Below are 21,702 nucleotides of genomic sequence, written 5' to 3' on the forward strand. Positions count from 1 at the left end.
CCGACGGCCATTCCATATGGCTCCGTTCTGGCGCTATGGTCGCCTGTCAGTGCCCGGTGCGTGCCCGTTCGATCGACCGACGAGCGGAGCTTCAGCCGGCACCGTGGTGCGCCGGTCGGCGCCCATGCGCCCCTCGGGGGGAGGGAAGGAAGCAGACCGATGCCCGTACCCGTACCGCACCAGCGGACGGTCGTGCTGCCGCACCAGGCAGGACCGGTGGACGACGCCTGCGCGCGGACCGCGCGGGTCGCCGGCGCGCCGGGCGCGGGGGACGCGACGGACCGGGGCCCGGACGCCCCGGAAATCGAACAGCGACTTTCGGCCGATCACGGCCCGCTCCACCAGGGCCTGACCCTGCTCCTCATCGGCGAGGACCCCAACAGCCACGTCCCCGAGATGTGGGACTGGGCCGGCCGCAAGGTACGGCTGCGCACCGCCCGCAACCTCACCGAGGCCGAGCGGCTGCTCACCGACGACGTGCACTGCATCCTGCTCGACCTGCCGCCGGCCGAACCCGCCGACCGCACCGCGGGCGAGCGCGGCACCGCCCCCGGTGATGCCCTGGGCATGCTGCGCGACGTCCTGCGGATGGCTCCCTCGCACGCCGTCCTCGTCCTCACCTACGAGACGGACGCCGAGCGCGCCGCCGACGCCGTACGCGTCGGTGCCCAGGACTACCTCTTCCGCGACGAACTGGACGGTGCGGTCCTCAGCCGCGCCGTGCGCTACGCCGTCGAACGCAAACGCGCCGACCTCGCCCAGCGCCAGCTCACCGAGTCGCGGATGCTCGCCCAGGAGAACGCCCGGCTGGAGCGCGGCCTGCTGCCCACTCCGCTGCTGGACGGCTCCGACCTGCGGTTCGCCGCCTGCTACCGCCCCGGCCGCAGCCGCGCGCTGCTCGGCGGCGACTTCTACGACACCGTGCGCACCGCCGACGGCACCGTGCACGCCATGATCGGCGACGTCTGCGGCCACGGCCCGGACGAGGCCGCCCTCGGCGTCGAGCTGCGGATCGCCTGGCGCGCGCTGACCTTCGCCGGGCTGTGCGGCGACGAGCTGCTCGCCACCCTCCAGAAGGTGCTGGAGCACGAGCGGGCGGACGACGAGATCTTCGCGACGCTGTGCACCGTCGACATCTCCGCGGACGGCCGCCGCGCCGGGCTGTGCCTGGCCGGCCACCCCGCGCCGCTGCTGGCCCGGGCCGGCGAGCGCCCGCAGCTGCTGCCGTACGAATGCGGTGGCCCGGCGCTCGGTCTGCTGCCGGAGGCCCGCTGGCCGCGCCGCCAGGTGGAGCTGGGCGGCTCCTGGAGCCTGATGATGTACACCGACGGCCTGATCGAGGGCCGGATCGGCGAGGGCAACCAGCGGCTTGGCCAGGAGGGCATGGCGGAGCTCGTCGGCCGGCAGATGGAGTCCGGCCTCCAGGGCGACGCCCTGCTGGACGCGGCCGTCCGGGAGGTACGCGACCTCAACGGCGGCGAGCTGACGGACGACGTGGCCGTGCTGCTGCTGGACCGCCGCTGAGCAGCGGAATCAGTGGGTGCGCGGCACTGAATCAGGGGGTGCGGCACTGAATCAGGGGGTGCGGCACTGAATCAGGGGGTGCGGCACGGAATCAGGGGGCGCGCCACGCGGCCGGGCGGCCGCGGCCGCCCGCGGGGTCGCTCAGCGCCCGCCGTTGAACGGCCCGTACGGCCCGTCCGAGCTGGAACCGCCGCGCCGCGGCCCGCGGCCACCGCCGCCGGAGACCGCACGCAGCGCCGGCCGGACGTCGACGGTGTAGACGATCACCGCGATCACGCCGATGATCGGCAGGAACGACATCACCGGCAGGATGAACAGCAGGGCCGTGGCGATCGCCAGGAAGATCAGCCACATGCCCTTGGTCTGCTTGCTCGCCGCGCGGTAGGCGTCCTCGCGGCGCACCGCGGCGTCGATCAGCATCACGGCGGCATAGATGCCCAGGGCGAGCTGCGCCCAGCTCAGAATCGACTGGAACCCGTAGATCAGCACGCCGTCCTCCGCCCGTTCGCCTGCCGTGTGGTCTGGTGCAGTGTTGGTCCTCGCTGCCCGGCCCTCGGGGCCGGGGGGCCGCTGGCTGCCGCCCGTGCCGCCCCACCGTACCCGCACAACGGGCCGGGCACGCCAGGTGTGCCCGGCCCGGCCGTGATCCGCGCCTCAGCGCGCGGTGCGCGGCCGTGCGCTCACTTCGCGGACGGCGGGGTGCTCTTCTTCACCGGAGCCGGCGCCGGCTTGCGCTGCGCGACCGGCTTCTTCGGCGCGGCCGGCTTGCTCTGGGCCGAGGTGGTCCTGGCCGACGGGGTGGCCTTGCTCGCGCTCCTGGAGCCGTTGGCCGTGCCGGTCTTCGCGGTGCTGCTCTTGGCGGCGGGCTTGGGGGCCGGCTCCGGCTCGATCGCCACCGCGACGTCCTCGGTGCGGTTGGCCACCTCGCCGCGCCAGGTCGCCACCGCGCCCCGGCCGCGCTCGGCCAGCTCCTCGTAGCCCTCGCGGGCCTTCACCGCGGTCTCGGCGACCCGGCCGACGCCCTGCAGCGCCAGCTCCTGCGCCTGGTCGCGGAACTTCTTGAAGTCGCCGTCGAGCGACTCCAGCAGTTCGGCGAGCTTCTCCTGCGCGTCCTTGGCCTGCTTGGTGACCAGCGCCTGGACCTCCTTGGGATCGGTGCTGCGGACGGAATCGAAGCGCTTGGGCGCCTCGGCCTTGAGCCGCTCCACCAGCTGCGGCACCTCGCCGAGCTTCTCGGCGGCCAGATCGATGGTGCCGGCCACGGCGTAGAGCGGGGTGGCGTCGGTCAGGACCTTGCGGAGCTCATCGGTGTTGATGGCCATGACGTGGTTCCTCCTGGAACGAATCGGTTGCTCAGGTGGCGTGCGGGCCGTCGTCGGCCTCGGTCTCATGGGCGTCCGCCTCGCGTCCGTCCGCATGGCTGCCCGCTGCCCGGTCCTCGCGGCTGACCAGTCCGTTCTCCTTGCGGAAGGACTCGTAGATCTGCAGCAGGACCTGCTTCTGTCTCTCGTTCAGCGCCGGGTCGGTGAGTATCGCGGTCTGCACCTCGACCCCGTCCAGACCGCGTCGCTCATCCAGAATTCCGGCCTGGACGTACAGCGTCTCCGCGGATATCCGCAGCGCCTTGGCCAGCTGCTGGAGGATCTCCGCACTGGGCTTGCGCAGGCCGCGCTCGATCTGGCTGAGGTACGGATTGGACACCCCGGCGGCATCCGCGAGCTGCCGCAGGCTCAGCTGCGCGGTGCGCCGCTGCTCCCGCAGGAACTCGCCGAGATTGCCGACGTTGAGTGATGCCATACGTCGATGGTGCCTCGCCGTGCTAACTATTGCAAGCAAGCGCTAGCAAAAGTGGTACGCACCAGCACGCGCACCGGTTGAGCCCGAGCACGATGGTTGTCACTTGAGCAGGGCCACTGTCACTGCTCAGCTCGGCGGACTCCCGTGCAGGCGAGGACCGCGCTGGCGTCGTCGGCGAGGAAGAGCATGAAGGCCCATGTCCGGTCCGGTGAGAAAATGCAGCCGATCCTGACCTGAGCGGCTTCGAGCCGGGTGAGGATGTCGATGGTGGATGGCAAGGCGAGAGTCTCAGCCCCTCGCTTCCTCGCACGTCGGAGGCGAGCCGCGTAGACGCCGGCAAGCTGCTGACTGGGAACGCGGCCGTCCCATACGACGAAGTCGCCTCCGGTGAGAAGTGCCTCCCTGGCGGGTTCGCAGGCCGTGGTCCGGTCGCCCAGCATCCCGGCGAGTTCCGCCCTGTCCATCTGTCTTCCTCTCGCCTGGTGTCCCGCTGGCCGCTCAGTCGTCGAAGTGGAGTTCGGTCCGGGCCCAGAGCGTGAGGTCGCTGTTGGTGGCGACAGCGAGGGCCAGGGCCGGGGCGAGAGAACCGGCCGCGCGGAGTTCCGAGTACTCGGAGTGAAAGGGGTGCCCCCGTCCCTCCCGCCGGTCCTTTATAGGACCCGCCGTCGGCGGAGAGGGGGGCGCGGGCGCGGCGTCAATCGGGGTTGACGGCATCAGTCCGGCAAACAATTCGAGGCCTGGCCGGTAGATCAAGACTTCACACCAGGTGCTCGACTGCGACGCTGCCCCATCGATCGGCGAGATACTCCGCGACCAACCTGCGGTGGCAGTGGTGCGGTTTGTCTTCGCTGCACAGCAGAACTGCGTTGTCGATCAGGTCCCGTGGGACGGCATCCTCGATGGCCCGTTGCTCCATCAGTTTCAGGAATCGCTTTTCGTATGTCTCCCAGCCGGTTCCCTGCTTTTTGTAGTCATCGAGGATGGCCTGCGTCGGCGCCAGGTCAGGTCTGTGCGCGTACCTCATGCCGCAGAGCTCACCGAGGAAGAACTTCAGGTCGTCCCGTTTGGCGAAGCCTGCCAGTTGTGAAACGTTATTGAGTCGGACGTCGACCAGGGTCGTCGCGCCTGATGTGCGCAACAGGCCGAAGAACTTCTCGGCGGATTTCTTGGTGAACCCGATAGTGTAGATTTTCATGCCTCTGTTGCCTTGTCGGCGCGAAACTCATCCTTGACGTACGCGATCCGGCTTTCCTGGCGACTCAGCGCCTCTTTGAGACGCTCAGCCGGGGTCCGGAATAGTTCGTCCTCCGCCAGCCCGAACTTGGCCATGAGGCGCTCCATCGCTGCGGTGTGGCTCTCCATTCGCCCGTTGCCATGGATGTGGCTGATCGCAACGCCGTGCTCGGTGAGCACCTGCGCGACGAGTACCGTGCGATGGCAGTCCAAGGGCTCACCTTCGGCACACATAATGGCGATCCGCTCGGTTCGTGCGCCTTTTGTCAAGCGTTCAATGCCGCTAATGAATCCAGGCGTCTGCGCAAGGCGGCCATACTGCACCTGCCCGTCAACGTAGCAGGTAGTGTCCTTGGTGCGCGCTCCGAGTTCCTTGCCCAGGAAAACGTACTTCATGCCGGCCTCGCACAAGCCGTGCTCCAGTGGTACCCGATTGAACTGGGGCGTGAACCGACTGACAGGAATCGAGCGAACATCGGCAACTGCCGTTACCTCGTTCTGCCGAAGCAGCCCGACCAATGTCGGGAATTCGTGGGTGGAGTGACCGATGGTCAATATCATACCGAACGTCATCGCCTACCGCTTGGTTCCACTTTGGCGCGCTCAATGACAGCCGCCACCAACTTGTAGAGGTAGCCATCGAACTTTTCACTGAGGCTTATCGTCAGAAAGGAGTTACCCAACGGATAACGTCCGATACCCCGGCCCCGGAACCTCTCTTCGCACACCGGGTCGGTCACTCTCAGGGAATAAACGGAACCGGCGTGTTGAAACTGAGCGCGCACAGTCGGCCTCGCGTCATTGGACCAAGGGTGATCCACCTGTATCGTCGCTTCATCGACCCGGATGAGCTTGAGTGATTCCATCACTGTTCCCTCCTGGTCGGCTGGCACTCGGTCATTGTTGCCGGCGTTAGTGTGGTAGCCGTTCCTCCATAATCGTGTAGAGGGTTCTTCCAGGAGGCACAGTTCATCCCACCCGATCTGCCCCTTCTTTTGCCAGCGGACGCTGGAATCAACGAGCCAGTTTTCCCGATGGAAGCCGATGGGCTTAGGCTTGATGAGTCGCATGGAGACGATGTCAAGCAGGCCCGGTTCGGCCCCGCTCGGATATTGTCGCTCAGCCGCGGAGACCTCATGACCTGGACGGCTGCTGACGGGGCGAATCCAACTGTTCGACTTAATTTCGATACCCGCAACGCACCGTCCACCGTGTTTGCGGGAATTGGCTAAGCACACCAATTTTTTGGTCGTTGCCACGTTGCCCCCTCCGACCCGCCGCACTTGGACGCGCTCATGGTAGTGGAGGTGCACATCCCCGAACAGCGAACTCGATGGCGGGCAGACCCTCGACGGGCGTCCTGCGGTCCCCGTCGGTGCGAGCTACGTCGAGGGTGCGCAGCGGCCCAAGTCGACTCGGATTGTCGCCGCGTGATCGCGGCAGCACCGTCCGCTTCTTGCCAGCCGTACAGGGTGCCTCCCGCGAGAACGCCGTACTGCCCCTCGTAGGAGGTGACGGCTGTGAGGTCGCCGCGGTCATGGATCTCGATGACCTCCGCCAGCGAGGCTTCGGTCACGGGCTGGCGCTGGAGTCCTCGCAGGCCGACGTGCCGCAGCCCCGCTCCTCGTCGTTGAGCTCGAATTACGACCAGATATCGCTCTCGTCTTCGTAGGTGCGGAACCACAGCGTCACAACCGCTCCGGCACCCCCACCGGTCAGGAAAGAAGAAGCACGGCCGGCTGCCCGCCCGTAGCGTGAGCGGCAGGTTGCAGTTCCGGCAGATGGAGACACCGATGAGCATGGCCCCGAGAGCGGACGCGCAGTCGCCGGCGCCGCACGTTGCCGACCGCCACGAGTGGATCCGCGTGCACGGCGCACGCGTGAACAACCTCAAGGACGTCAGCATCGAGATACCGAAGCGCCGGCTGACGGTGTTCACCGGCGTCTCCGGCTCGGGCAAGAGCTCGCTGGTGTTCGACACCATCGCCGCCGAGTCGCAGCGGCTGATCAACGAGACGTACAGCGCCTTCGTGCAGGGCTTCATGCCGAACCTGGCCCGGCCCGAGGTCGATGTCCTCGACGGGCTGACCACCGCGATCGCCGTCGACCAGCAGCGGATGGGCGGCGACCCCCGCTCCACCGTCGGCACCGCCACCGACGCCAACGCGATGCTGCGGATCCTCTTCAGCCGGCTCGGCCGGCCCTACGTCGGCCCGCCCGGGGCGTTCGCCTTCAACGTGCCCTCGGTCAGCGCGTCCGGTGCGATCAAGGTGGAGCGCGGCGCCAAGAAGGCGGAGAAGGTCACGTTCAACCGGGTCGGCGGTATGTGCCCGCGCTGCGAGGGCCGCGGATCGGTCTCCGACCTCGACCTCACCCAGCTCTACGACGACAGTAAGTCGATCAACGAGGGCGCGTTCACCGTCCCCGGCTACACCGGCGGCGGCTGGAACTCCCGGCTGTACGCGGAGTCCGGCTTCTTCGACCCGGACAAGCCGATCCGCACGTTCACCAAGCGGGAACTGCACGACCTGCTGCACCGCGAGCCGACCCGGATGAAGATCGCGGGCATCAACATGACCTACGAGGGTCTGATCCCGCGCCTCCAGAAGTCGATGCTGTCCAAGGACAAGGAGGCGATGCAGCCGCACATCCGGGCGTTCGTGGAGCGGGCGGTCACCTTCGCCACCTGCCCCGAGTGCGACGGCACCCGGCTCGCCGAGCACGCCAGGTCCGCGAAGATCGAGAAGCTCTCCATCGCGGACGCCTGCCGGATGGAGATCCGGGACCTGGCCGACTGGGTGCGCGGGATCGCGCAGCCGTCGGTGGCGCCGCTGCTCACCGCGCTGCAGCAGACCCTCGACTCGTTCGTCGAGATCGGCCTCGGCTACCTCTCGCTCGACCGCCCCGCGGGCACCCTCTCCGGCGGCGAGGCGCAGCGCGTCAAGATGATCCGCCACCTCGGGTCCTCGCTCACCGACGTCACCTACGTCTTCGACGAGCCGACCGCGGGCCTGCACCCGCACGACATCCAGCGGATGAACGGCCTGCTGCTGCGGCTGCGGGACAAGGGCAACACGGTGCTCGTCGTGGAGCACAAGCCGGAGGTGATCGCGATCGCCGACCACGTCGTGGACCTCGGTCCCGGCGCCGGCGCGGCGGGCGGCACCGTCTGCTTCGAGGGCACCCTCGACGGGCTGCGCGGCAGCGACACCGTCACCGGACGCCACCTCGACGACCGCGCCGGGCTCAAGGACGCGGTGCGCAAGCCCACCGGCACCCTGGAGATCCGCGGCGCCACGGCGAACAACCTGCGGGACGTCGACGTGGACCTCCCGCTCGGTGTGCTCTGCGTGATCACCGGCGTCGCGGGCTCCGGCAAGAGCTCCCTGGTGCACGGCTCGATCCCGGCCGAGGAGGGGGTGGTGGCGGTGGACCAGGCACCGATCCGCGGCTCCCGGCGTAGCAACCCGGCCACCTACACCGGACTGCTCGACCCGATCCGCAAGGCGTTCGCCAAGGCCAACGGCGTCAAGCCGGCGCTGTTCAGTGCCAATTCGGAGGGTGCCTGCCCGACGTGCAACGGCACCGGCGTCCTCTACACCGATCTGGCGATGATGGCCGGCGTCGCCACCCCCTGCGAGGACTGCGAGGGCAAGCGGTTCGACGCGGCGGTCCTCGACCACCACCTCGGCGGCCGGGACATCAGCGAGGTGCTCGCGATGCCGGTGACCGAGGCCGAGGAGTTCTTCGCCGACGGCGAGGCCCGCACGCCCGCCGCCCACCGGATCCTGCGCCGGCTGTCCGACGTCGGCCTCGGCTACCTCACTCTCGGCCAGCCGCTCACCACGCTCTCCGGCGGCGAACGGCAGCGGCTCAAACTGGCCACGCACATGGCGGAGAAGGGCGGCGTCTACGTCCTCGACGAGCCGACCGCCGGCCTCCATCTCGCCGATGTCGAGCAGCTCCTCGGTCTGCTGGACCGGCTCGTCGACTCCGGCAAGTCGGTCATCGTCATCGAGCACCACCAGGCGGTCATGGCGCACGCGGACTGGATCATCGACATCGGCCCCGGCGCCGGCCACGACGGCGGCCGCGTCGTCTTCGAGGGCACCCCGGCCGAACTGGTCGCGGGCCGCGCCACCCTCACCGGCGAACACCTCGCGGACTACGTCGGGAGCTGACGGCGGGCCGGGGCGGCGGCCGGGGCGGGGGCCGGGGCGGCGGCCGGAGCGGCCGCTGGGTCGACGGCCGGGGCGGCGGTCGGGACGGGTGGCCGGGTCGGGTGGCCGGGGGCGTCGCCGTGGCGCGGCCGAAAAGGCCCCGCGGCGCGCCCGAAAAGGCCCCGCGGCGCGCCCGAAAAGTCCTGGTGGCGCGCCCGGAAACCGGCCCGTGAGGGAGTGCGGAGGGGGCCCCGGTGGGGTCGCGACCCGGGGCGGGAGGGCGGGGCAGCGGGGTCCGTCTGCGGCCCTCCGCTGGTCGTACGCGGCGGGCCGAAGTCTCCAAAACCGCCCGTGACCTGGGCAAATGCTCGATAATGGAGACCTGCCGACACATCGCGACCACAGGAGTGAACCCTTGGCCACCACCCCTGACACCACCGCTGACATCACCCCGGAGACCCGCCCGGACGCCCCCGCCGCCGGCGCCCGTTTCTCGCCGCTGCAGGACCTGATGTACGGCCACATATACGCCGACGCCGTGCGCGCCGTCATCGTGCACGGCATCGCGGACCTCCTGGCCGACGGCCCGCGGACCGCCGAGGACCTGGCCGAGCGGTCGGGCACGCAGGCCGTGCCGCTGCGCCGGATCCTGCGGATGCTCGCCACCCGCGGGCTGTTCCGCGAGGAGGACGGGGCGTTCGCCCTGACGGAGAGCGGGACGGGCCTGCGCGCCGATGTGCCCGGCTCCCAGCGCGCCACCGCCCTGCTGTTCACCGACGAGATGTTCCGCAGATCCGCCGAGAACCTCCCCGACACCCTGAGAACCGGCGAGCCCGGCTTCGAGACCGCCTACGGCGTCCCCTTCTTCGCGCACCTGTCCGCCACGCCCGAGAAGAGCCGGCTCTTCGACGCCGCGATGACGTCGCGCACCGGCCAGGCGAACGAGGACATCGCCGGCGCCTACCCGTTCCCCGACAGCGGCACGGTCGTGGACGTCGGCGGCGGCCGGGGCGGCCTGCTCCGCGAGGCCCTCACCCGCTCCCCGGGCCTGCGGGGCGTCCTCTTCGACCGCCCCGAGACCGTCGCCGACCACCTGCTCGACACCGAAGAACTCAACGACCGCTGGCGCACGGAGGGCGGCGACTTCTTCACCGCCGTACCGAAGGGCGGGGACCTCTACCTGCTCAAGAACATCCTGCACGACTGGCCCGACGAGGACTGCCTGCGCATCCTGCGCACCATCCGCCGGTCCGTGACGCCCGGTACGCGGCTGCTCGTCATCGACGCGGTCCTGCCCGCCGACGGCTCCCCGCACCCGGCCCTCGCGCTCGACATCGTCATGCTCATGGTCGTACGGGGCCGCGAACGCACCGCCGCCGAGTTCGAGGGCCTCCTCACCCGCTCCGGCTTCCGCCTCCGCCGCATCCTGCCGACCCGCGCCATGTCCTCCGTCATCGAGGCCGAAGCCACCGGCGAGGCGGTGCCCGACTAGGGGCGGTACCGGACCAGGAGGCGGTGCTGGGCGGGACGTGCTGGCCGGGCTGGGGCGTGGTGCTGGGCTGGACGTCTGACCGGGCTGGGACGTGGTGCCGGACTGGACGTGCTGCCGGGCTAGGACGCGGACAGCGCGGCGACCGCGGTCCGGTAGGCGTCCAGGGCGGGGCGGGGCTCGCGGCCCAGGAGCGTGCGCAGCGCGTTCGCCTCGATGCCGGAGCCGTCCAGGAAGCCGCCGGCGATCGCCGAGTACGTGCCCACCAGCATCGGCACCTGGTAGGGCAGAGCCCCGCCGGATGCGGCGATCGCCTCCCGGGCCGCGCCGAGCGAACCGGGTTCGTACGAGCCGCCCACCGCCTCCGCCAACGCGGCGCCGCCCAGCGCCCGTTCGCCCACCAGCTCGTAGACCCGCCCGGCGTGCCGGGCCGGCTCGGTCGCCACCCGTGCCGCCACCGCCGCGAGGTCGGCGCGGGCCACCGCGGCCAGCCGGCCCGCGCCCAGCGGCGCCGCGATCGTGCCGTCGGGCCCCGGCGCGGCGATGGCGGCGAGGAACTCGGCGTAGAGCCCGTTGCGCAGCACCGTCCACGCCAACGGGCTGCGCGCGAGGCGGCGTTCGGTCCAGCGGTGGGCCAGCGCGTACGCCAGGTGGTCGCCGTCGCCGCTGAGGCTGGTGTAGACGAGGTGTCGGACGCCCGCCTTCTCGGCCGCCGTGATCGCGGCGTCGTGACGGGCGATCACGACGTCGTCCTCGCCGTATCCGGCGGAGATGAGCACCAGGGTGTCCACGCCGGTGAAGTCGAGGGAGGACGGGTCGTCGAAGTCGATGCGGCGCTGGGTGGGGTGGGTGGCCTGAGCGGCGTCGGTGCTGGTGGCGGCGGAACCGGGGGTCGCGGGGCCGGGGGTGCGGGTGCCGAGGACGACGTCGTCCCGGTCGGCCAGTTCCGCGGCGACGAGCCGGCCGAGGGCGCCGTTGGCGCCGGTGATCAGAATCATGGGATCCCCCTCCTGAGCTGTGTGATCCCATCATCGAGAGGGCAACTCAAGCGCGTAAGGAGGCACTTTGATGTCAGTAGGGCACACGGGGGTAACCACCTCGGCGGAATCGGGGTCGGCCGGGCCCGTGATCGTGCGTGAGACACCCCAGGACGAGTGCGGTGTCCGGGACGTACTGGACCGGCTCGGGGACAAGTGGTCCGTCTACGTGGTGGTGGAACTCACCCCCGGCACCAAGCGGTTCAAGGAGCTGCAGCGCGCCATCCCGGGCAACATCTCGCAGCGCATGCTGACCCTCACCGTCCGGCGCCTGGAGCGGGACGGGCTGGTCAAGCGGACCGTGTACCCCACCGTCCCGCCCCAGGTCGAGTACGAGCTGACGGAGCTGGGCCGCAGCCTCACCCACCTCGTGAAGGCCCTCGCGGACTGGTCGATCGCCCACCGCCCGGCCATCGCCGCCTCCCAGGCGGCCTGGGACGCCGCACACACCGCACGGGACGCACGCACCGCACATGCCGCACAGGCGGCACACGCGGAGCGCTGACAGCGGGGGAGGGGGCATCGGCGTGCCACTGGTTGGCGCTGGCCGGTGCCGGGGTGGCGCCACTGTTGCGCCATGGAGGTTGCGATGGCGCCATGGTGGTGCCATGATGGCGTCATGGATCTCACGCCGTACGTGGACAATCTCCGGCACGAGCTCGCGGTCGCCGCGGACGCCGGAGGCGACGAAGCCCGGGCCCTGGCCGAGCGGCTCACCGCCCCGTTGGAGTCGGCCGCCCGGCTCACGCTGCTGAACGCGCTGTCCGCGGCGATGGGCGAGGTCACCCGCGATCTGGCGCCGGGTTCGGTCGACGTACGGCTGCGCGGGCTCGACCCCGAGTTCGTCGTGACCCCGCCGCCGGGGCAGGAATCGTACGCGGACGCCGAGGAGCAGGGAGGCGGGCCGGGCGGGGTCCCGGCGGCGCCGGCCCAGGTGCCGACGGCCCCCGCGGAGGCGGAGGAGGGTGGCACGGCCCGGATCAACTTCCGGCTGCCCGCCCACCTCAAGGCCCGGATCGAGGACGCCGCCGGCCAAGAGGGGCTCTCGGTCAACGCCTGGCTGGTGCGGGCCGCGGCCACGGCGCTGGAGCCGGGCGACCGCGGCCGTCCCGCCGCCCGTCGCCGTCATTCGGGCGCCCAGGGCTACACCGGCTGGGTCCGCTAGCCGGCCGTTCGGCGGCCCCTTGCGGCCCCTGGCGGTCCTCGCGGCCCGCTGTCCTTGGCGGGTGCCGCGGGCCGTGCCCCTCCCGCGTCGGCACTGGCGGGCGCCACGCTGGCGCCACCGTGGCACCACGTCGTGCGGACGTCGCTGAACCGCTTGCCCGCAACTCACCGCACGTCGCCGTGCCCCGCCCCGCCCGTCGGCGGGACGCCGCCCACACCCACACCCACAACCTCCACACCCACCCCGCCCACACCAAGAGGACGGAACAGCCATGCCTCATTTCGACTTCGAGACACCCGAACCGGTCTCCGCCACGGTCGAGTTCGACATCGGGACCGTCCGGATCATCGCCGGCAAGCGCACCGACACCGTCATCGAGGTGCTGCCCGCCAACGCGGCCGAGGCCGTCGACGTACGGGCCGCGGAGCAGACCAAGGTCACCTGCGCGGGCGGCACCCTCCAGGTCAAGGGCCCGCGCAAGCGCTCCCTGTTCGGCCGGAGCGGTTCGCTCGACGTGCGCATCGAGCTGCCCGCGGGGTCGGACGTCCACGGCACCTCCCCCATGGGGGACTTCCACTGCACCGGTCGCCTCGGGGAGTGCCGGATCAAGACCTCCTACGGTGACGTCCACGTCGACGAGGCCCACACCGCTTTCCTGCGGACCGACCTGGGCGACATCCATGTGAGCCGGGTGACCGGGGACGCCGAGGTCATCGCGGCCGGCCGGATCGAGGTGGGAGAGGTCGCGGGCGCGGCGACGGTCAAGAACGGCAACGGCGCGACCACGATCGGCGAGGTCACCGGCGATCTGACGGCCAATTCGTCCAACGGCAGGCTCTCCGTGGGCGTCGCACACGGCGGCGTCGAGGCCAAGACGGCCCACGGCGCCATCCACATCGGCGAACTGGTGCGGGGCCGCTCCAACCTGCTGACCGCCACCGGTGACATCGAGGTGGGCATCCGCGCCGCCACCGCCGCCTGGCTCGATGTGCATACGCGGCTCGGCGGGGTGCGCAACACGCTCACGCCGTTCGACGGCCCCGGCGCGGGCGAGGAAACGGTCGAGGTCCGTGCGCGCACGGGCGTCGGCAACATCGAGATCCGCCGCGCCTGATCCCCGGATCGCTTCCCTCCACAGCGGTTCTCCTCAACGGCTCAGCGGTTCTCCTCAGCGATTCTCCTCAGCGGTTCTGCTCAACAGTTCAGCGGTTCTCCTCAGCGTTTCTCTTCGACGAAGTCCTCCGTAACTGAGACGAAAACCGAGACGAAGTCCTCCACAACAGAACAGAGAGAGAAGGAAGTGACGTGACATGACGTCCTCAAGCCCGTCTTCCGCGCCGGCCCCGTCCTCCGCGACCGCACCCGTCGCCCCGGTGGCCACGGCGCCCGCCCCGGTGACCCCCGCCCCCGCGATCACCGCCGTCGGGCTCACCAAGTCGTACGGCGACAAGACCGTCCTCGACGGCATCGACCTCCGCATTGCCGAGGGCACCGTCTTCGCCCTCCTCGGGCCCAACGGCGCGGGCAAGACCACCACCGTCCAGATCCTCTCCACCCTCCGCACCGCGGACGCCGGCCTGGCCCGCGTCGCGGGACACGACGTGCGCGACGCGGCCGACGCCGTACGGGCCGCGATCGGCGTCACCGGCCAGTTCTCGGCCGTGGACGATCTCCTCACCGCCAGGGAGAACCTGCTGCTCATGGCGGACCTGCACCACCTCGACCGCCGGGAAGGCCGCCGGCGCGCCGCCGAACTCCTGCACCGTTTCGAACTGACCGAGGCGGCCGGCAAGCCCGTCGCCACCTTCTCCGGTGGTATGCGCCGCAAGCTCGACCTGGCGATGACGCTGGTCGGCAACCCCCGGATCATCTTCCTCGACGAGCCGACCACCGGCCTCGACCCGCGCAGCCGGCGCACCATGTGGGACATCATCCGCGGCCTGGTCGCCGACGAGGGCGTCACCATCTTCCTCACCACGCAGTACCTGGAGGAGGCCGACCAACTCGCCGACCGGATCGCCGTATTGGACGGCGGGAAGATCGTCGCCGAGGGCACCGCGGAGGAGCTCAAGCGCCGTATCCCGGGCGGCCACATCCGCCTGCGGTTCGCCGACGCGCACGGCCTCGAAGCGGCCGCCGCCCTCTTCGATCCCGGTGCCGCCGGCTTCGACCCTTCTTCCTCCTCCGGTCCCTCCGCCTCCGCCTCTGCCTCCGCCTCCGCCTCTTACGGTTCCGTCGGCCGGGACGCCGAAGCGCTCATCCTGGACGTGCCCAGCGACGGCAGTATCCCCGCCCTGCGCTCCGTGCTCGACGCGCTGGACGACGCCGCCATCGAGGCGGAGCGGCTCACCGTGCACACGCCCGATCTCGACGACGTCTTCCTCACCCTCACCGGTCCCGCCGCGTCCGGCCGCGCCGCCAACTCCCCGAAGGGGCAAGCCCGATGAGCACGCTGTCCTACGCCGCGTGGGACTCCGCGACGATGCTGCGGCGCAACCTCAAGCACGCCCTGCGCTACCCGTCCATGACGGTGTCGGTCGTCGCGATGCCCGTGCTGATGCTGCTGCTGTTTCAACTACGTCTTCGGCGGTGCCCTCGGCGCCGGTATCGGCGCCACGTCCAGCGGTACCACCGACTACATCGACTACGTGGCGCCCGGCATCATCCTGATGGCGGCGACCTCGGGGGCGGTGGCCACCGCCGTCTCCGTCTGCGTCGACATGACGGAAGGCATCGTCAACCGGTTCCGGACCATGGCGATCTCCCGGGCCTCGTTCCTGACCGGGCATGTCGTCGGCAGTGTGATCCAGACGATGGTCAGCATCGCGCTGGTGATCGGGGTGGCCCTCCTGATGGGCTTCCGGCCCGACGCCACCCCGGTGGAGTGGCTGGCGGCGGCCGGCGTCCTGGCCCTGCTCACCCTTGCGCTTTCCTGGTTGGCGGCGGCGATGGGTCTGGTGGCGAAAAATGCAGAAACAGCGAGCAATATGCCCATGCCACTGACGTTCCTGCCGTTCCTCGGCAGCGCGATCGTCCCGCCGGAGTCGATGCCCACCGGGCTGCGCTGGTTCGCCGAGTACCAGCCGTTCACCCCGGCCATCGAGACCCTCCGGGGCTTGCTGATGGGCACCGAGATCGGCACCAGTGGCTACCTCGCCGTCGCCTGGTGCCTCGGCCTCAGCCTGGTCGGCTACCTGTGGGCGCGCACGGCCTTCAAGCGCGGCGTCGAACGCTAGCCGTCGGCGCCACGGCCACGACGCCCGCCGCGAGACCCACCACACCCCCCGCCACGACGCCCGCCGCGACAGCCGTCGTGACACCGCCACGCCACCCGCCGTGACACCCGCCACGACGCCCGCCGCGCCACCGCTGCGTCATCGCCGCGAGACCCACCACGCCACCGCCGTGACACCGCCGCGCCACCGCCACGCCCCCCACCACGACACCCGCGTCCCCGCACCGCACGAGAACTCCCGGAGCACCGCCGTGTACCGCCCCGCCTCGCACCACCCGTTACGGCACACCACCACTCACCACAGGAGGACGAAGCCCCATGCGTAACGAACCGCCGACCACCCCCACCGCCCCCGTCACCGACCTGCCCCTGACCCGCCCCACCGGGTGCCCCTTCGACCCGCCCGCCGAACTGGCCCGGCTGCGCGAAGAACAGCCGCTGCGGCGGATGCGCTACCCCGACGGCCACGAGGGCTGGCTGGCCACCGGCCACTCCGCGGTCCGGGCGATCCTCGCCGACCAGCGCTTCAGCGCCCGCTACGAACTCATGCACCTGCCGATACCGGGCGCGCCCCCGTCGCTGCCCCCGGCCCCGGTCGGCGACCTCACCGGGATCGACGCACCCGAGCACACCCGCTACCGGCGGCTGCTGATGGGCAAGTTCACGGTCCGCCGGATGCGCGAACTCACCGCCCGCGTCGAGGAGATCACCGCCGAGCACCTGGACGCCATGGAGCGCCGGGGCGGCCCGCTGGACCTGGTGGAGGCGTTCGCGCAGCCCGTTCCCGCGCTGATGATCTGCGAGCTCCTCGGGGTGCCGTCCGCCGACCGCGACGTCTTCCAGCGCCATACGGCCCTCGTGACCGACCACGGCGTCACCCAGGAGGAACGGACGACGGCCTATCTGGCGATCCAGGAGATCCTGCACGAGCTGGTGGTGGCCAAACGGAACCGGCCCACCGACGATCTGCTCGGCGACCTGGCGCAGAGCGGCGAACTCAGCGACGAGGAACTCGCCGGCATCGGCACCTTCCTGCTGGGCGCCGGCCTCGACACCACCGCCAACATGCTCGCCCTCGGCACCTTCGCCCTGCTGTCCCACCCGGAACAGCTCGCCGCGCTGCGCGGGGACCCGGAACTCGCCGACCGGGCCGTGGAGGAGCTGATGCGCTATCTGAGCATCGCCGACATGGGGCTCCGTGCGGCCCTGGAGGACGTCGAGGTGGCGGGGCAGCTGATCAGGGCGGGTGAGTCGGTGACCCTGTCGCTCCAGGCCGCCAACCGGGACCCGGCGCGGTTCCCCGCCCCCGACACCCTTGACCTGCGCCGGAAGGCGACCGGGCACCTGGGCTTCGGCCACGGCAGCCACCAGTGCCTGGGCCAGCAGCTGGCCCGCGTCGAGATGCGGGTCGCCTTCCCGGCGCTGCTCACCCGGTTCCCGACGCTGCGACTGGCCGTTCCGCCGGAGGACGTACCGCTGCGCACCGCCTCGAACATCTACGGCGTGCACCGGCTCCCGGTCACCTGGGACGAGGCCTGAGCCCCCTTCCGCCCCGGCCCGTTGCCGGCCACTGGTCCGTCTTCCGGCTCACTGCTGCTCACTGCTCACTCCTTGAGCCAGAAACTGGTGGCGTCGAGCCAGGCGTCGAGCAGCGCCTCATCGCCGAGGACCTCGACGCCGCCACCGGCGCTCCCGGGGGCGAACCGCCGGCCGTAGACGAACAGCAGCAGGTCGGCGAGGGGCCCTTGGGCGGTGACGGTGGCCGGGCCGCCGCCGCGGCGCGAGACGAGCGTGTCGCCGCCCAGACGGACCAGCCATTCCGCGCCGGCCTCGGACGCCGTATCGGTGGCCCGGAAGCACAGGGTCCGGCCGCCGGCCAGAAGGGCGGGCAGATCGGGCCTGGTCTCGAATACGGGGGGCAGGTGGCCGAAGCTCATCCACTCGTCCAGGGCGTCGAGGGCGACCTCGTCGTCCACGGTGAAGTCCGCTCCGACGGCGAACGCCGCGTCCGCGCGGTGCACCACCGTTTCGTGGGTCATACGGCGGGCCCAGAACACCGGCGTGCCACCGGGGGCCACGGTCCACACCGCGGCCTCCGGCCCCGCTGTCCGCAGCGCGTCCGCCAGTTGCCCGGCACCCTCGGTGAGCCATGCGGCGAGTTCGGCCGGATCCTGGTCCGTCGCGTCGGAGACATTGTTGATCCGCTCCTCGGAGACCGGCCCGGTGGCCCGGGTCCGGACGATCGTCTCCACCCAGCGATGCGCTTCACCGAGGTGGCGCAGCAACTGACCGAGGTTCCATCCCGGACAGGCCGGGACAGGGACGGACAACTCCGCACCCTCCACGTGGGACACCAACAGGCCGGTCTGAGCGACGATTTCGCCACAGCGGCGCTCATAACTCATCGACCCCATCGAACCCCTCCCGATCCCATCGAACCGATCGAAGTCATCGGACCGATCGGAATCACCGGACCGATCCAAGCCTTCGGACCGATCCAAGCCTTCGGACCGGTCGAAGTCATCGGATCGATCCAAGCCCTCGGACCGATCCAAACCCTCGGACCGATCGAAGCCCTCGGACCGATCCAAGCCATTGAAGGAGGCATGGCGCCACGATAGGACGCCACCGGACCGGCCCCCACCTGATTTCCCACCAGAAGGGCCCCGCCCCTGGGCCAAGCAGTGCGGCGCTATCCCGGCCACGCCCCGACGATCACCGTGGCGTACAGCTCCTCCGAGCGGGCGATCCGCGGACGCAGCCCCGCACCGGTGAACGCCTCGACGGCCCGCGGCGCCTGCCGTTCGCTCGTCTCGACCAGCAGATGACCGCCGGGCGCCAGCCACTGCGGGGCGGCCCCGGTCACCCGGCGCAGCACATCGAGCCCCTCCTCCCCGCCGTCGAGCGCCACCAGCGGCTCGTACTCACGGGCCTCCGCAGGCAACAGCGCCACCTCTTCGGTCGGTACGTAGGGCACGTTGGCCACCAGGACGTCGACGCGGCCGCGGAGCCCCGGTGGCAGCGGGCCGAAGAGGTCGCCCTCATAGACCTCGCCGCCAACGGGCCCGACGTTGCGGCGGGCACAGCGCACCGCGGCGGGCTCGACATCGGCCGCGTACAGCTCGACCCGCTCCAGACCGGCGGCCAGCGCGGCGCCCACCGCTCCGGAGCCGCAGCACAGATCGACGACCACGGTGGGCCGCCGACGCGCCCCGGGCTCCAGGCCGCCGGACGGGCGCCGCAGGCCGAGCGCCTGCTCCACGAGGAACTCCGTACGGCGACGCGGCACGAAGACACCGGGGTCGACGGCGATCCGCAGCCCGCAGAACTCCGCCCAGCCCAGGACGTGTTCCAGGGGCCGGCCGAGGGCGCGACGTTCCACCATGGCGGCGAGCTCCTCGGGCGTACGGGCGGTGTCGCACAGCAGCGCCGCCTCGTCCTCGGCGAAGACACAGCCGGCAGCACGCAGCCTGGCGACGACCTCCGATGCCGGACCGCGACACGCGCCTTGTGAGGAGGGGCCCGGGCGCAGGGAGGGTGCTGACAAAGTGCGTGAGTGGCCTGATGGGCCAGAGGAGCCTGAAGGGCCTGAAGGGTATGAAGGGGCCGAAGGGGCCGAAGTGCCTGAAGGACCGGAAGTATCTGAAGGGCCTGAGGGTCGTGACAGATGCTGTGACGGCATGAGTGGTGAGCCTTTCGGGGCGCCGAGGCGGGCCCGGCTCACCTGTGCCGGAAGGTCACCTGAGGCGGTGGACCACGCGGACGGGAGACGGGCGCGCCTGCCTGAACTGGCGGGGTATCGGTCTCACCTCCTCGGTCACTCCACTACTGGGACGGCACAGAGTACCTGACGGCGTGTGAGCGGATGTCACCCGTCCGAACTGATTTTCAGGCCAGTCCCGCACTGAGTCGACGCCGCGCCCCTGCCGCTGCGCCTGGAACACCGCGACCTGGACGCGGCGCCCCTGACGCGACGCCCCTGACATGACGCACCTTGCCTGCCACGAGGCGCTGGCACCGGCCTGGTCCCGCGAACTGGCCCGCGCCCCGGTCCCGCGACCCAGATCGATGCCGCCGGCGCAGCACCGTGTTGACTTGGAGCGCACTCCAACTCCTACCGTCCAGACGGGATTGCTTGTACGACCAGCCCGAAGCCCGTCCAGGAGGTACCAGCACCATGACCACGACGACCATTCCGCCGCGCAAGCTCGGTGAGCTGGAGGTATCCGCGCAGGGCCTCGGCTGCATGGGGATGAGCCACGGCTACGGGCAGTCGGACGACGCGCAGTCGATCGCTACCGTAAACCGGGCGCTCGACCTCGGCGTCACCTTCCTGGACACCTCCGATTTCTACGGCGCCGGGCACAACGAGGAGTTGATCGGCCGGGCCATCGCCGGACGGCGGGACGAGGTCGTGCTGGCGACGAAGTTCGGGTTCGCCAACCGGCTCGGCGAGCCGACCGCGATCCGGGGCGACGCGGCATACGTACGGCAGGCATGCGACGCGTCGCTGCGCCGCCTCGGGGTCGACCACATCGACCTCTACTACCAGCACCGGGTCGATCCCCAGGTGCCGATCGAGGAAACCGTCGGGGCGATGGCCGAGCTCGTCGCGGCAGGCAAGGTGCGTCACCTCGGACTGTCCGAGGCGAGCGCGGCGACGCTGCGCCGGGCGCATGCGGTGCACCCGATCGCCGCGCTGCAGAGTGAGTGGTCGCTGTGGACCCGGGATCTGGAGCAGGAGGTCGCGCCGGTCTGCCGGGAGCTCGGGATCGGTCTGGTGCCCTTCTCGCCGCTGGGACGCGGGTTCCTGACGGGGCGCTACACCAGCGTCGAGGGGCTGGCCGAGTCGGACGTGCGCCGCACCCAGCCGCGGTTCGCCGACGGCAACCTGGAACACAACCTGGCCATCGTCGAGAAGCTGAACGAACTCGCCGCGCAGAAGGGAGTCACTGCCGGACAGCTCGCGCTGGCCTGGGTGCAGTACCGCGGGGACGACGTGGTGCCGATCCCCGGCACCCGCCGGCAGAAGTACCTGGAGGAGAACATCGGGGCGCTCGCCATCGAGCTGTCCGCCGAGGACCTCGCCGCCATCGACGCCGCGGCCCCGGCCAACCAGGTCGCCGGAACCCGGTACGACGAGGTGAGCCTGAGCTTCGTCGACGGCTGACCGGCCGCGGGCGGGCCCGGCCCGGCTCCGCAGGCTGGTTCCGCCGCTGGTTCCGCCGGCTGGTTGCGTCGGCTGGTTCCGCCGGTTGGTTGCGTCGGCTGGGTCCGCCCTCTGTCTACCTGTCTACTGTCTACGCTGGCGACATCACCTCGTAGAGGTTGCCGGAGTCGTCGGTGAAGAACAGGCCGCGGGGGCACAGCGGGTGGTCGGTGCGGCAGTTGTCCGGGGTGGCGGGGCCGTTGCCGTAGGGAATGCCGGCCGCCTCGATGCGGGAGAGGATCCCGTCGAAGGTCTCGGGATCCACGTCGAAGGCGAGATGGTGGCCTTCGGCGTCCGGCACGGTCATGAAGTCGAGGGTGAGGGTCTCATTGACCCGAACCGGCGCGAAATGCCCCAGCCGCCCGGCCGGCGGAAGCTCCGCCAGCCCCATGACCTGCGCAAAGAACCGAGCAGCCGCCCGGTGATCGATGGCCGGAACGATGGTGTGGTTGAGGGTCACGGGCATGTGGGACTCCTGAGGGTCGAGGTCGGGCGACCGCGGTCGCTCGTCGGTGCCGGGCATGACGAGTGACCGCGGTTGCTCGTCGGTGTCGGGCACGGTTGCTTGTCGCTGCCGGGCGTGATCCTTCGGCGTTGCCGGGCGCGGCCGTTTGTCGGTGTGGGGCGTGGTCGTTCGCCGCGGCTGGGCGTGGTTGCTCGTCGGGCGTTCGTTGTGGCCGCGGCCACGGCCGTGGCTGGGGGTGGGGCCTACGGGGCCGTGGCGATGTGTCGTTGCCCGGGCGCGGCGGTTGGCCGTTCGTGGGGCGGGTGATGCCTCGTCGCCGGGGTGCGGGGTGCGGGGTGCGGAGTGCAGGGTGCGGGCGTGGGGTGCTTGCCTCAGTGTCCGGCCCCG

General features: G+C 70.8%; 21 protein-coding genes and 1 pseudogene. 11 read left to right on the forward strand and 11 right to left on the reverse strand.

The genetic code is table 11. The annotated features are described in order from the left end of the window. The first annotated feature begins 159 nt into the window (after positions 1 to 159). Positions 160 to 1,524 carry a SpoIIE family protein phosphatase gene (locus AB0E02_RS26260; protein WP_362143141.1) on the forward strand — a complete coding sequence of 455 codons (1,365 nt, stop codon included), beginning with the start codon at positions 160 to 162 and terminating at the stop codon, positions 1,522 to 1,524. Between the two features lie 141 nt (positions 1,525 to 1,665). On the opposite strand, the gene AB0E02_RS26265 is transcribed toward AB0E02_RS26260, so the two are convergent. The 7 genes from AB0E02_RS26265 to AB0E02_RS26295 form a co-directional block, all read right to left on the reverse strand. Continuing rightward, complete coding sequence (locus tag AB0E02_RS26265) at positions 1,666 to 2,013, reverse strand: DUF2516 family protein (RefSeq protein ID WP_030415896.1); 348 nt, start codon at positions 2,011 to 2,013, stop codon at positions 1,666 to 1,668. A gap of 191 nt (positions 2,014 to 2,204) precedes the next feature. Beyond that, complete coding sequence (locus tag AB0E02_RS26270) at positions 2,205 to 2,846, reverse strand: hypothetical protein (protein WP_362143142.1); 642 nt, start codon at positions 2,844 to 2,846, stop codon at positions 2,205 to 2,207. A 31-nt stretch (positions 2,847 to 2,877) separates the two neighbouring features. Further along, complete coding sequence (locus tag AB0E02_RS26275) at positions 2,878 to 3,321, reverse strand: helix-turn-helix transcriptional regulator (RefSeq protein ID WP_362143144.1); 444 nt, start codon at positions 3,319 to 3,321, stop codon at positions 2,878 to 2,880. Positions 3,322 to 3,440: 119 nt separating this feature from the next. Continuing rightward, a complete protein-coding gene (locus tag AB0E02_RS26280) occupies positions 3,441 to 3,599 on the reverse strand; it encodes a hypothetical protein (protein ID WP_362143146.1) in 159 nt (52 codons plus the stop codon). A 479-nt stretch (positions 3,600 to 4,078) separates the two neighbouring features. Then, complete coding sequence (locus tag AB0E02_RS26285; protein WP_362143147.1) at positions 4,079 to 4,516, reverse strand: DUF488 domain-containing protein; 438 nt, start codon at positions 4,514 to 4,516, stop codon at positions 4,079 to 4,081. Further along, a complete protein-coding gene (locus AB0E02_RS26290) occupies positions 4,513 to 5,115 on the reverse strand; it encodes a DUF488 domain-containing protein (RefSeq protein WP_362143149.1) in 603 nt (200 codons plus the stop codon). The genes AB0E02_RS26285 and AB0E02_RS26290 overlap by 4 nt, the downstream gene beginning before the upstream one ends. 8 nt (positions 5,116 to 5,123) lie before the next feature. Continuing rightward, positions 5,124 to 5,813 carry a hypothetical protein gene (locus AB0E02_RS26295; RefSeq protein WP_362143151.1) on the reverse strand — a complete coding sequence of 230 codons (690 nt, stop codon included), beginning with the start codon at positions 5,811 to 5,813 and terminating at the stop codon, positions 5,124 to 5,126. A gap of 197 nt (positions 5,814 to 6,010) precedes the next feature. On the opposite strand from AB0E02_RS26295, the gene AB0E02_RS26300 reads away from it, so the two are divergent. The 3 genes from AB0E02_RS26300 to AB0E02_RS26310 all read left to right on the forward strand — a co-directional run bounded on the left by AB0E02_RS26300 (position 6,011) and on the right by AB0E02_RS26310 (position 10,206). Then, complete coding sequence (locus AB0E02_RS26300; RefSeq protein ID WP_362143152.1) at positions 6,011 to 6,226, forward strand: hypothetical protein; 216 nt, start codon at positions 6,011 to 6,013, stop codon at positions 6,224 to 6,226. A 121-nt stretch (positions 6,227 to 6,347) separates the two neighbouring features. Continuing rightward, the gene (locus tag AB0E02_RS26305) at positions 6,348 to 8,735 is read left to right on the forward strand and encodes an excinuclease ABC subunit UvrA (protein ID WP_362143154.1); all 2,388 of its coding nucleotides are present in this window, start codon (positions 6,348 to 6,350) and stop codon (positions 8,733 to 8,735) included. Between the two features lie 394 nt (positions 8,736 to 9,129). Further along, on the forward strand, positions 9,130 to 10,206 hold the full coding sequence (locus tag AB0E02_RS26310; RefSeq protein ID WP_362143156.1) for a methyltransferase: 1,077 nt from the start codon (positions 9,130 to 9,132) through the stop codon (positions 10,204 to 10,206). A gap of 119 nt (positions 10,207 to 10,325) precedes the next feature. Here the strand turns inward: AB0E02_RS26310 and AB0E02_RS26315 are convergent, their stop codons facing one another. Then, complete coding sequence (locus AB0E02_RS26315; RefSeq protein WP_362143158.1) at positions 10,326 to 11,201, reverse strand: NAD(P)H-binding protein; 876 nt, start codon at positions 11,199 to 11,201, stop codon at positions 10,326 to 10,328. A gap of 70 nt (positions 11,202 to 11,271) precedes the next feature. On the opposite strand from AB0E02_RS26315, the gene AB0E02_RS26320 reads away from it, so the two are divergent. From AB0E02_RS26320 to AB0E02_RS26345, 6 genes and pseudogenes are all read left to right on the forward strand, one after another. Continuing rightward, positions 11,272 to 11,745, forward strand: a complete 474-nt coding sequence (locus AB0E02_RS26320) for a helix-turn-helix domain-containing protein (protein WP_362143160.1) — start codon at positions 11,272 to 11,274, stop codon at positions 11,743 to 11,745. A gap of 114 nt (positions 11,746 to 11,859) precedes the next feature. Further along, entirely contained in the window at positions 11,860 to 12,405 is a 546-nt protein-coding gene (locus tag AB0E02_RS26325; RefSeq protein ID WP_362143162.1) for a hypothetical protein, read from the forward strand. 271 nt (positions 12,406 to 12,676) lie between these two features. Beyond that, on the forward strand, positions 12,677 to 13,519 hold the full coding sequence (locus AB0E02_RS26330) for a DUF4097 family beta strand repeat-containing protein (RefSeq protein ID WP_362143164.1): 843 nt from the start codon (positions 12,677 to 12,679) through the stop codon (positions 13,517 to 13,519). 196 nt (positions 13,520 to 13,715) lie between these two features. Further along, on the forward strand, positions 13,716 to 14,852 hold the full coding sequence (locus tag AB0E02_RS26335; RefSeq protein ID WP_362143166.1) for an ATP-binding cassette domain-containing protein: 1,137 nt from the start codon (positions 13,716 to 13,718) through the stop codon (positions 14,850 to 14,852). Continuing rightward, positions 14,849 to 15,641, forward strand: a pseudogene (locus AB0E02_RS26340) (ABC transporter permease). The gene AB0E02_RS26335 and the pseudogene AB0E02_RS26340 overlap by 4 nt, the downstream one beginning before the upstream one ends. A gap of 317 nt (positions 15,642 to 15,958) precedes the next feature. Further along, positions 15,959 to 17,179 (forward strand): cytochrome P450, encoded by a 1,221-nt coding sequence (locus tag AB0E02_RS26345; RefSeq protein ID WP_362143168.1) that lies wholly within the window; start codon positions 15,959 to 15,961, stop codon positions 17,177 to 17,179. Positions 17,180 to 17,244: 65 nt separating this feature from the next. Here AB0E02_RS26345 and AB0E02_RS26350 read toward each other — a convergent pair whose 3' ends face one another. Together AB0E02_RS26350 and AB0E02_RS26355 are read right to left on the reverse strand one after the other, a co-directional pair. Next, entirely contained in the window at positions 17,245 to 18,045 is an 801-nt protein-coding gene (locus tag AB0E02_RS26350; protein WP_362143170.1) for a maleylpyruvate isomerase family mycothiol-dependent enzyme, read from the reverse strand. Positions 18,046 to 18,332: 287 nt separating this feature from the next. Next, positions 18,333 to 19,172: a putative protein N(5)-glutamine methyltransferase gene (locus AB0E02_RS26355; protein ID WP_362143228.1), complete on the reverse strand. Its 840-nt coding sequence runs from the start codon at positions 19,170 to 19,172 to the stop codon at positions 18,333 to 18,335. 645 nt (positions 19,173 to 19,817) lie between these two features. Here AB0E02_RS26355 and AB0E02_RS26360 point away from each other — a divergent pair. Then, positions 19,818 to 20,810: an aldo/keto reductase gene (locus tag AB0E02_RS26360; protein WP_362143172.1), complete on the forward strand. Its 993-nt coding sequence runs from the start codon at positions 19,818 to 19,820 to the stop codon at positions 20,808 to 20,810. A 130-nt stretch (positions 20,811 to 20,940) separates the two neighbouring features. Here AB0E02_RS26360 and AB0E02_RS26365 read toward each other — a convergent pair whose 3' ends face one another. Further along, positions 20,941 to 21,315, reverse strand: a complete 375-nt coding sequence (locus tag AB0E02_RS26365; protein WP_362143174.1) for a VOC family protein — start codon at positions 21,313 to 21,315, stop codon at positions 20,941 to 20,943. Between the last annotated feature and the right edge of the window lie 387 nt (positions 21,316 to 21,702).

This window comes from Streptomyces sp. NPDC048196 (assembly GCF_040652715.1).
In the GTDB taxonomy this organism is placed as follows: domain Bacteria; phylum Actinomycetota; class Actinomycetes; order Streptomycetales; family Streptomycetaceae; genus Streptomyces; species Streptomyces siderophoricus.

Excerpts from the sequence above, each read along its gene's own strand:
- AB0E02_RS26260 (WP_362143141.1), top strand. The coding sequence starts at position 160 with ATGCCCGTACCCGTACCGCACCAGCGGACGGTCGTGCTGCCGCACCAG.
- AB0E02_RS26270 (WP_362143142.1), bottom strand. The coding sequence starts at position 2,846 with ATGGCCATCAACACCGATGAGCTCCGCAAGGTCCTGACCGACGCCACC.
- AB0E02_RS26275 (WP_362143144.1), bottom strand. The coding sequence starts at position 3,321 with ATGGCATCACTCAACGTCGGCAATCTCGGCGAGTTCCTGCGGGAGCAG.
- AB0E02_RS26285 (WP_362143147.1), bottom strand. The coding sequence starts at position 4,516 with ATGAAAATCTACACTATCGGGTTCACCAAGAAATCCGCCGAGAAGTTC.
- AB0E02_RS26290 (WP_362143149.1), bottom strand. The coding sequence starts at position 5,115 with ATGATATTGACCATCGGTCACTCCACCCACGAATTCCCGACATTGGTC.
- AB0E02_RS26305 (WP_362143154.1), top strand. The coding sequence starts at position 6,348 with ATGAGCATGGCCCCGAGAGCGGACGCGCAGTCGCCGGCGCCGCACGTT.
- AB0E02_RS26315 (WP_362143158.1), bottom strand. The coding sequence starts at position 11,201 with ATGATTCTGATCACCGGCGCCAACGGCGCCCTCGGCCGGCTCGTCGCC.
- AB0E02_RS26320 (WP_362143160.1), top strand. The coding sequence starts at position 11,272 with ATGTCAGTAGGGCACACGGGGGTAACCACCTCGGCGGAATCGGGGTCG.
- AB0E02_RS26325 (WP_362143162.1), top strand. The coding sequence starts at position 11,860 with ATGGATCTCACGCCGTACGTGGACAATCTCCGGCACGAGCTCGCGGTC.
- AB0E02_RS26330 (WP_362143164.1), top strand. The coding sequence starts at position 12,677 with ATGCCTCATTTCGACTTCGAGACACCCGAACCGGTCTCCGCCACGGTC.
- AB0E02_RS26335 (WP_362143166.1), top strand. The coding sequence starts at position 13,716 with ATGACGTCCTCAAGCCCGTCTTCCGCGCCGGCCCCGTCCTCCGCGACC.
- AB0E02_RS26345 (WP_362143168.1), top strand. The coding sequence starts at position 15,959 with ATGCGTAACGAACCGCCGACCACCCCCACCGCCCCCGTCACCGACCTG.
- AB0E02_RS26350 (WP_362143170.1), bottom strand. The coding sequence starts at position 18,045 with ATGAGTTATGAGCGCCGCTGTGGCGAAATCGTCGCTCAGACCGGCCTG.
- AB0E02_RS26360 (WP_362143172.1), top strand. The coding sequence starts at position 19,818 with ATGACCACGACGACCATTCCGCCGCGCAAGCTCGGTGAGCTGGAGGTA.
- AB0E02_RS26365 (WP_362143174.1), bottom strand. The coding sequence starts at position 21,315 with ATGCCCGTGACCCTCAACCACACCATCGTTCCGGCCATCGATCACCGG.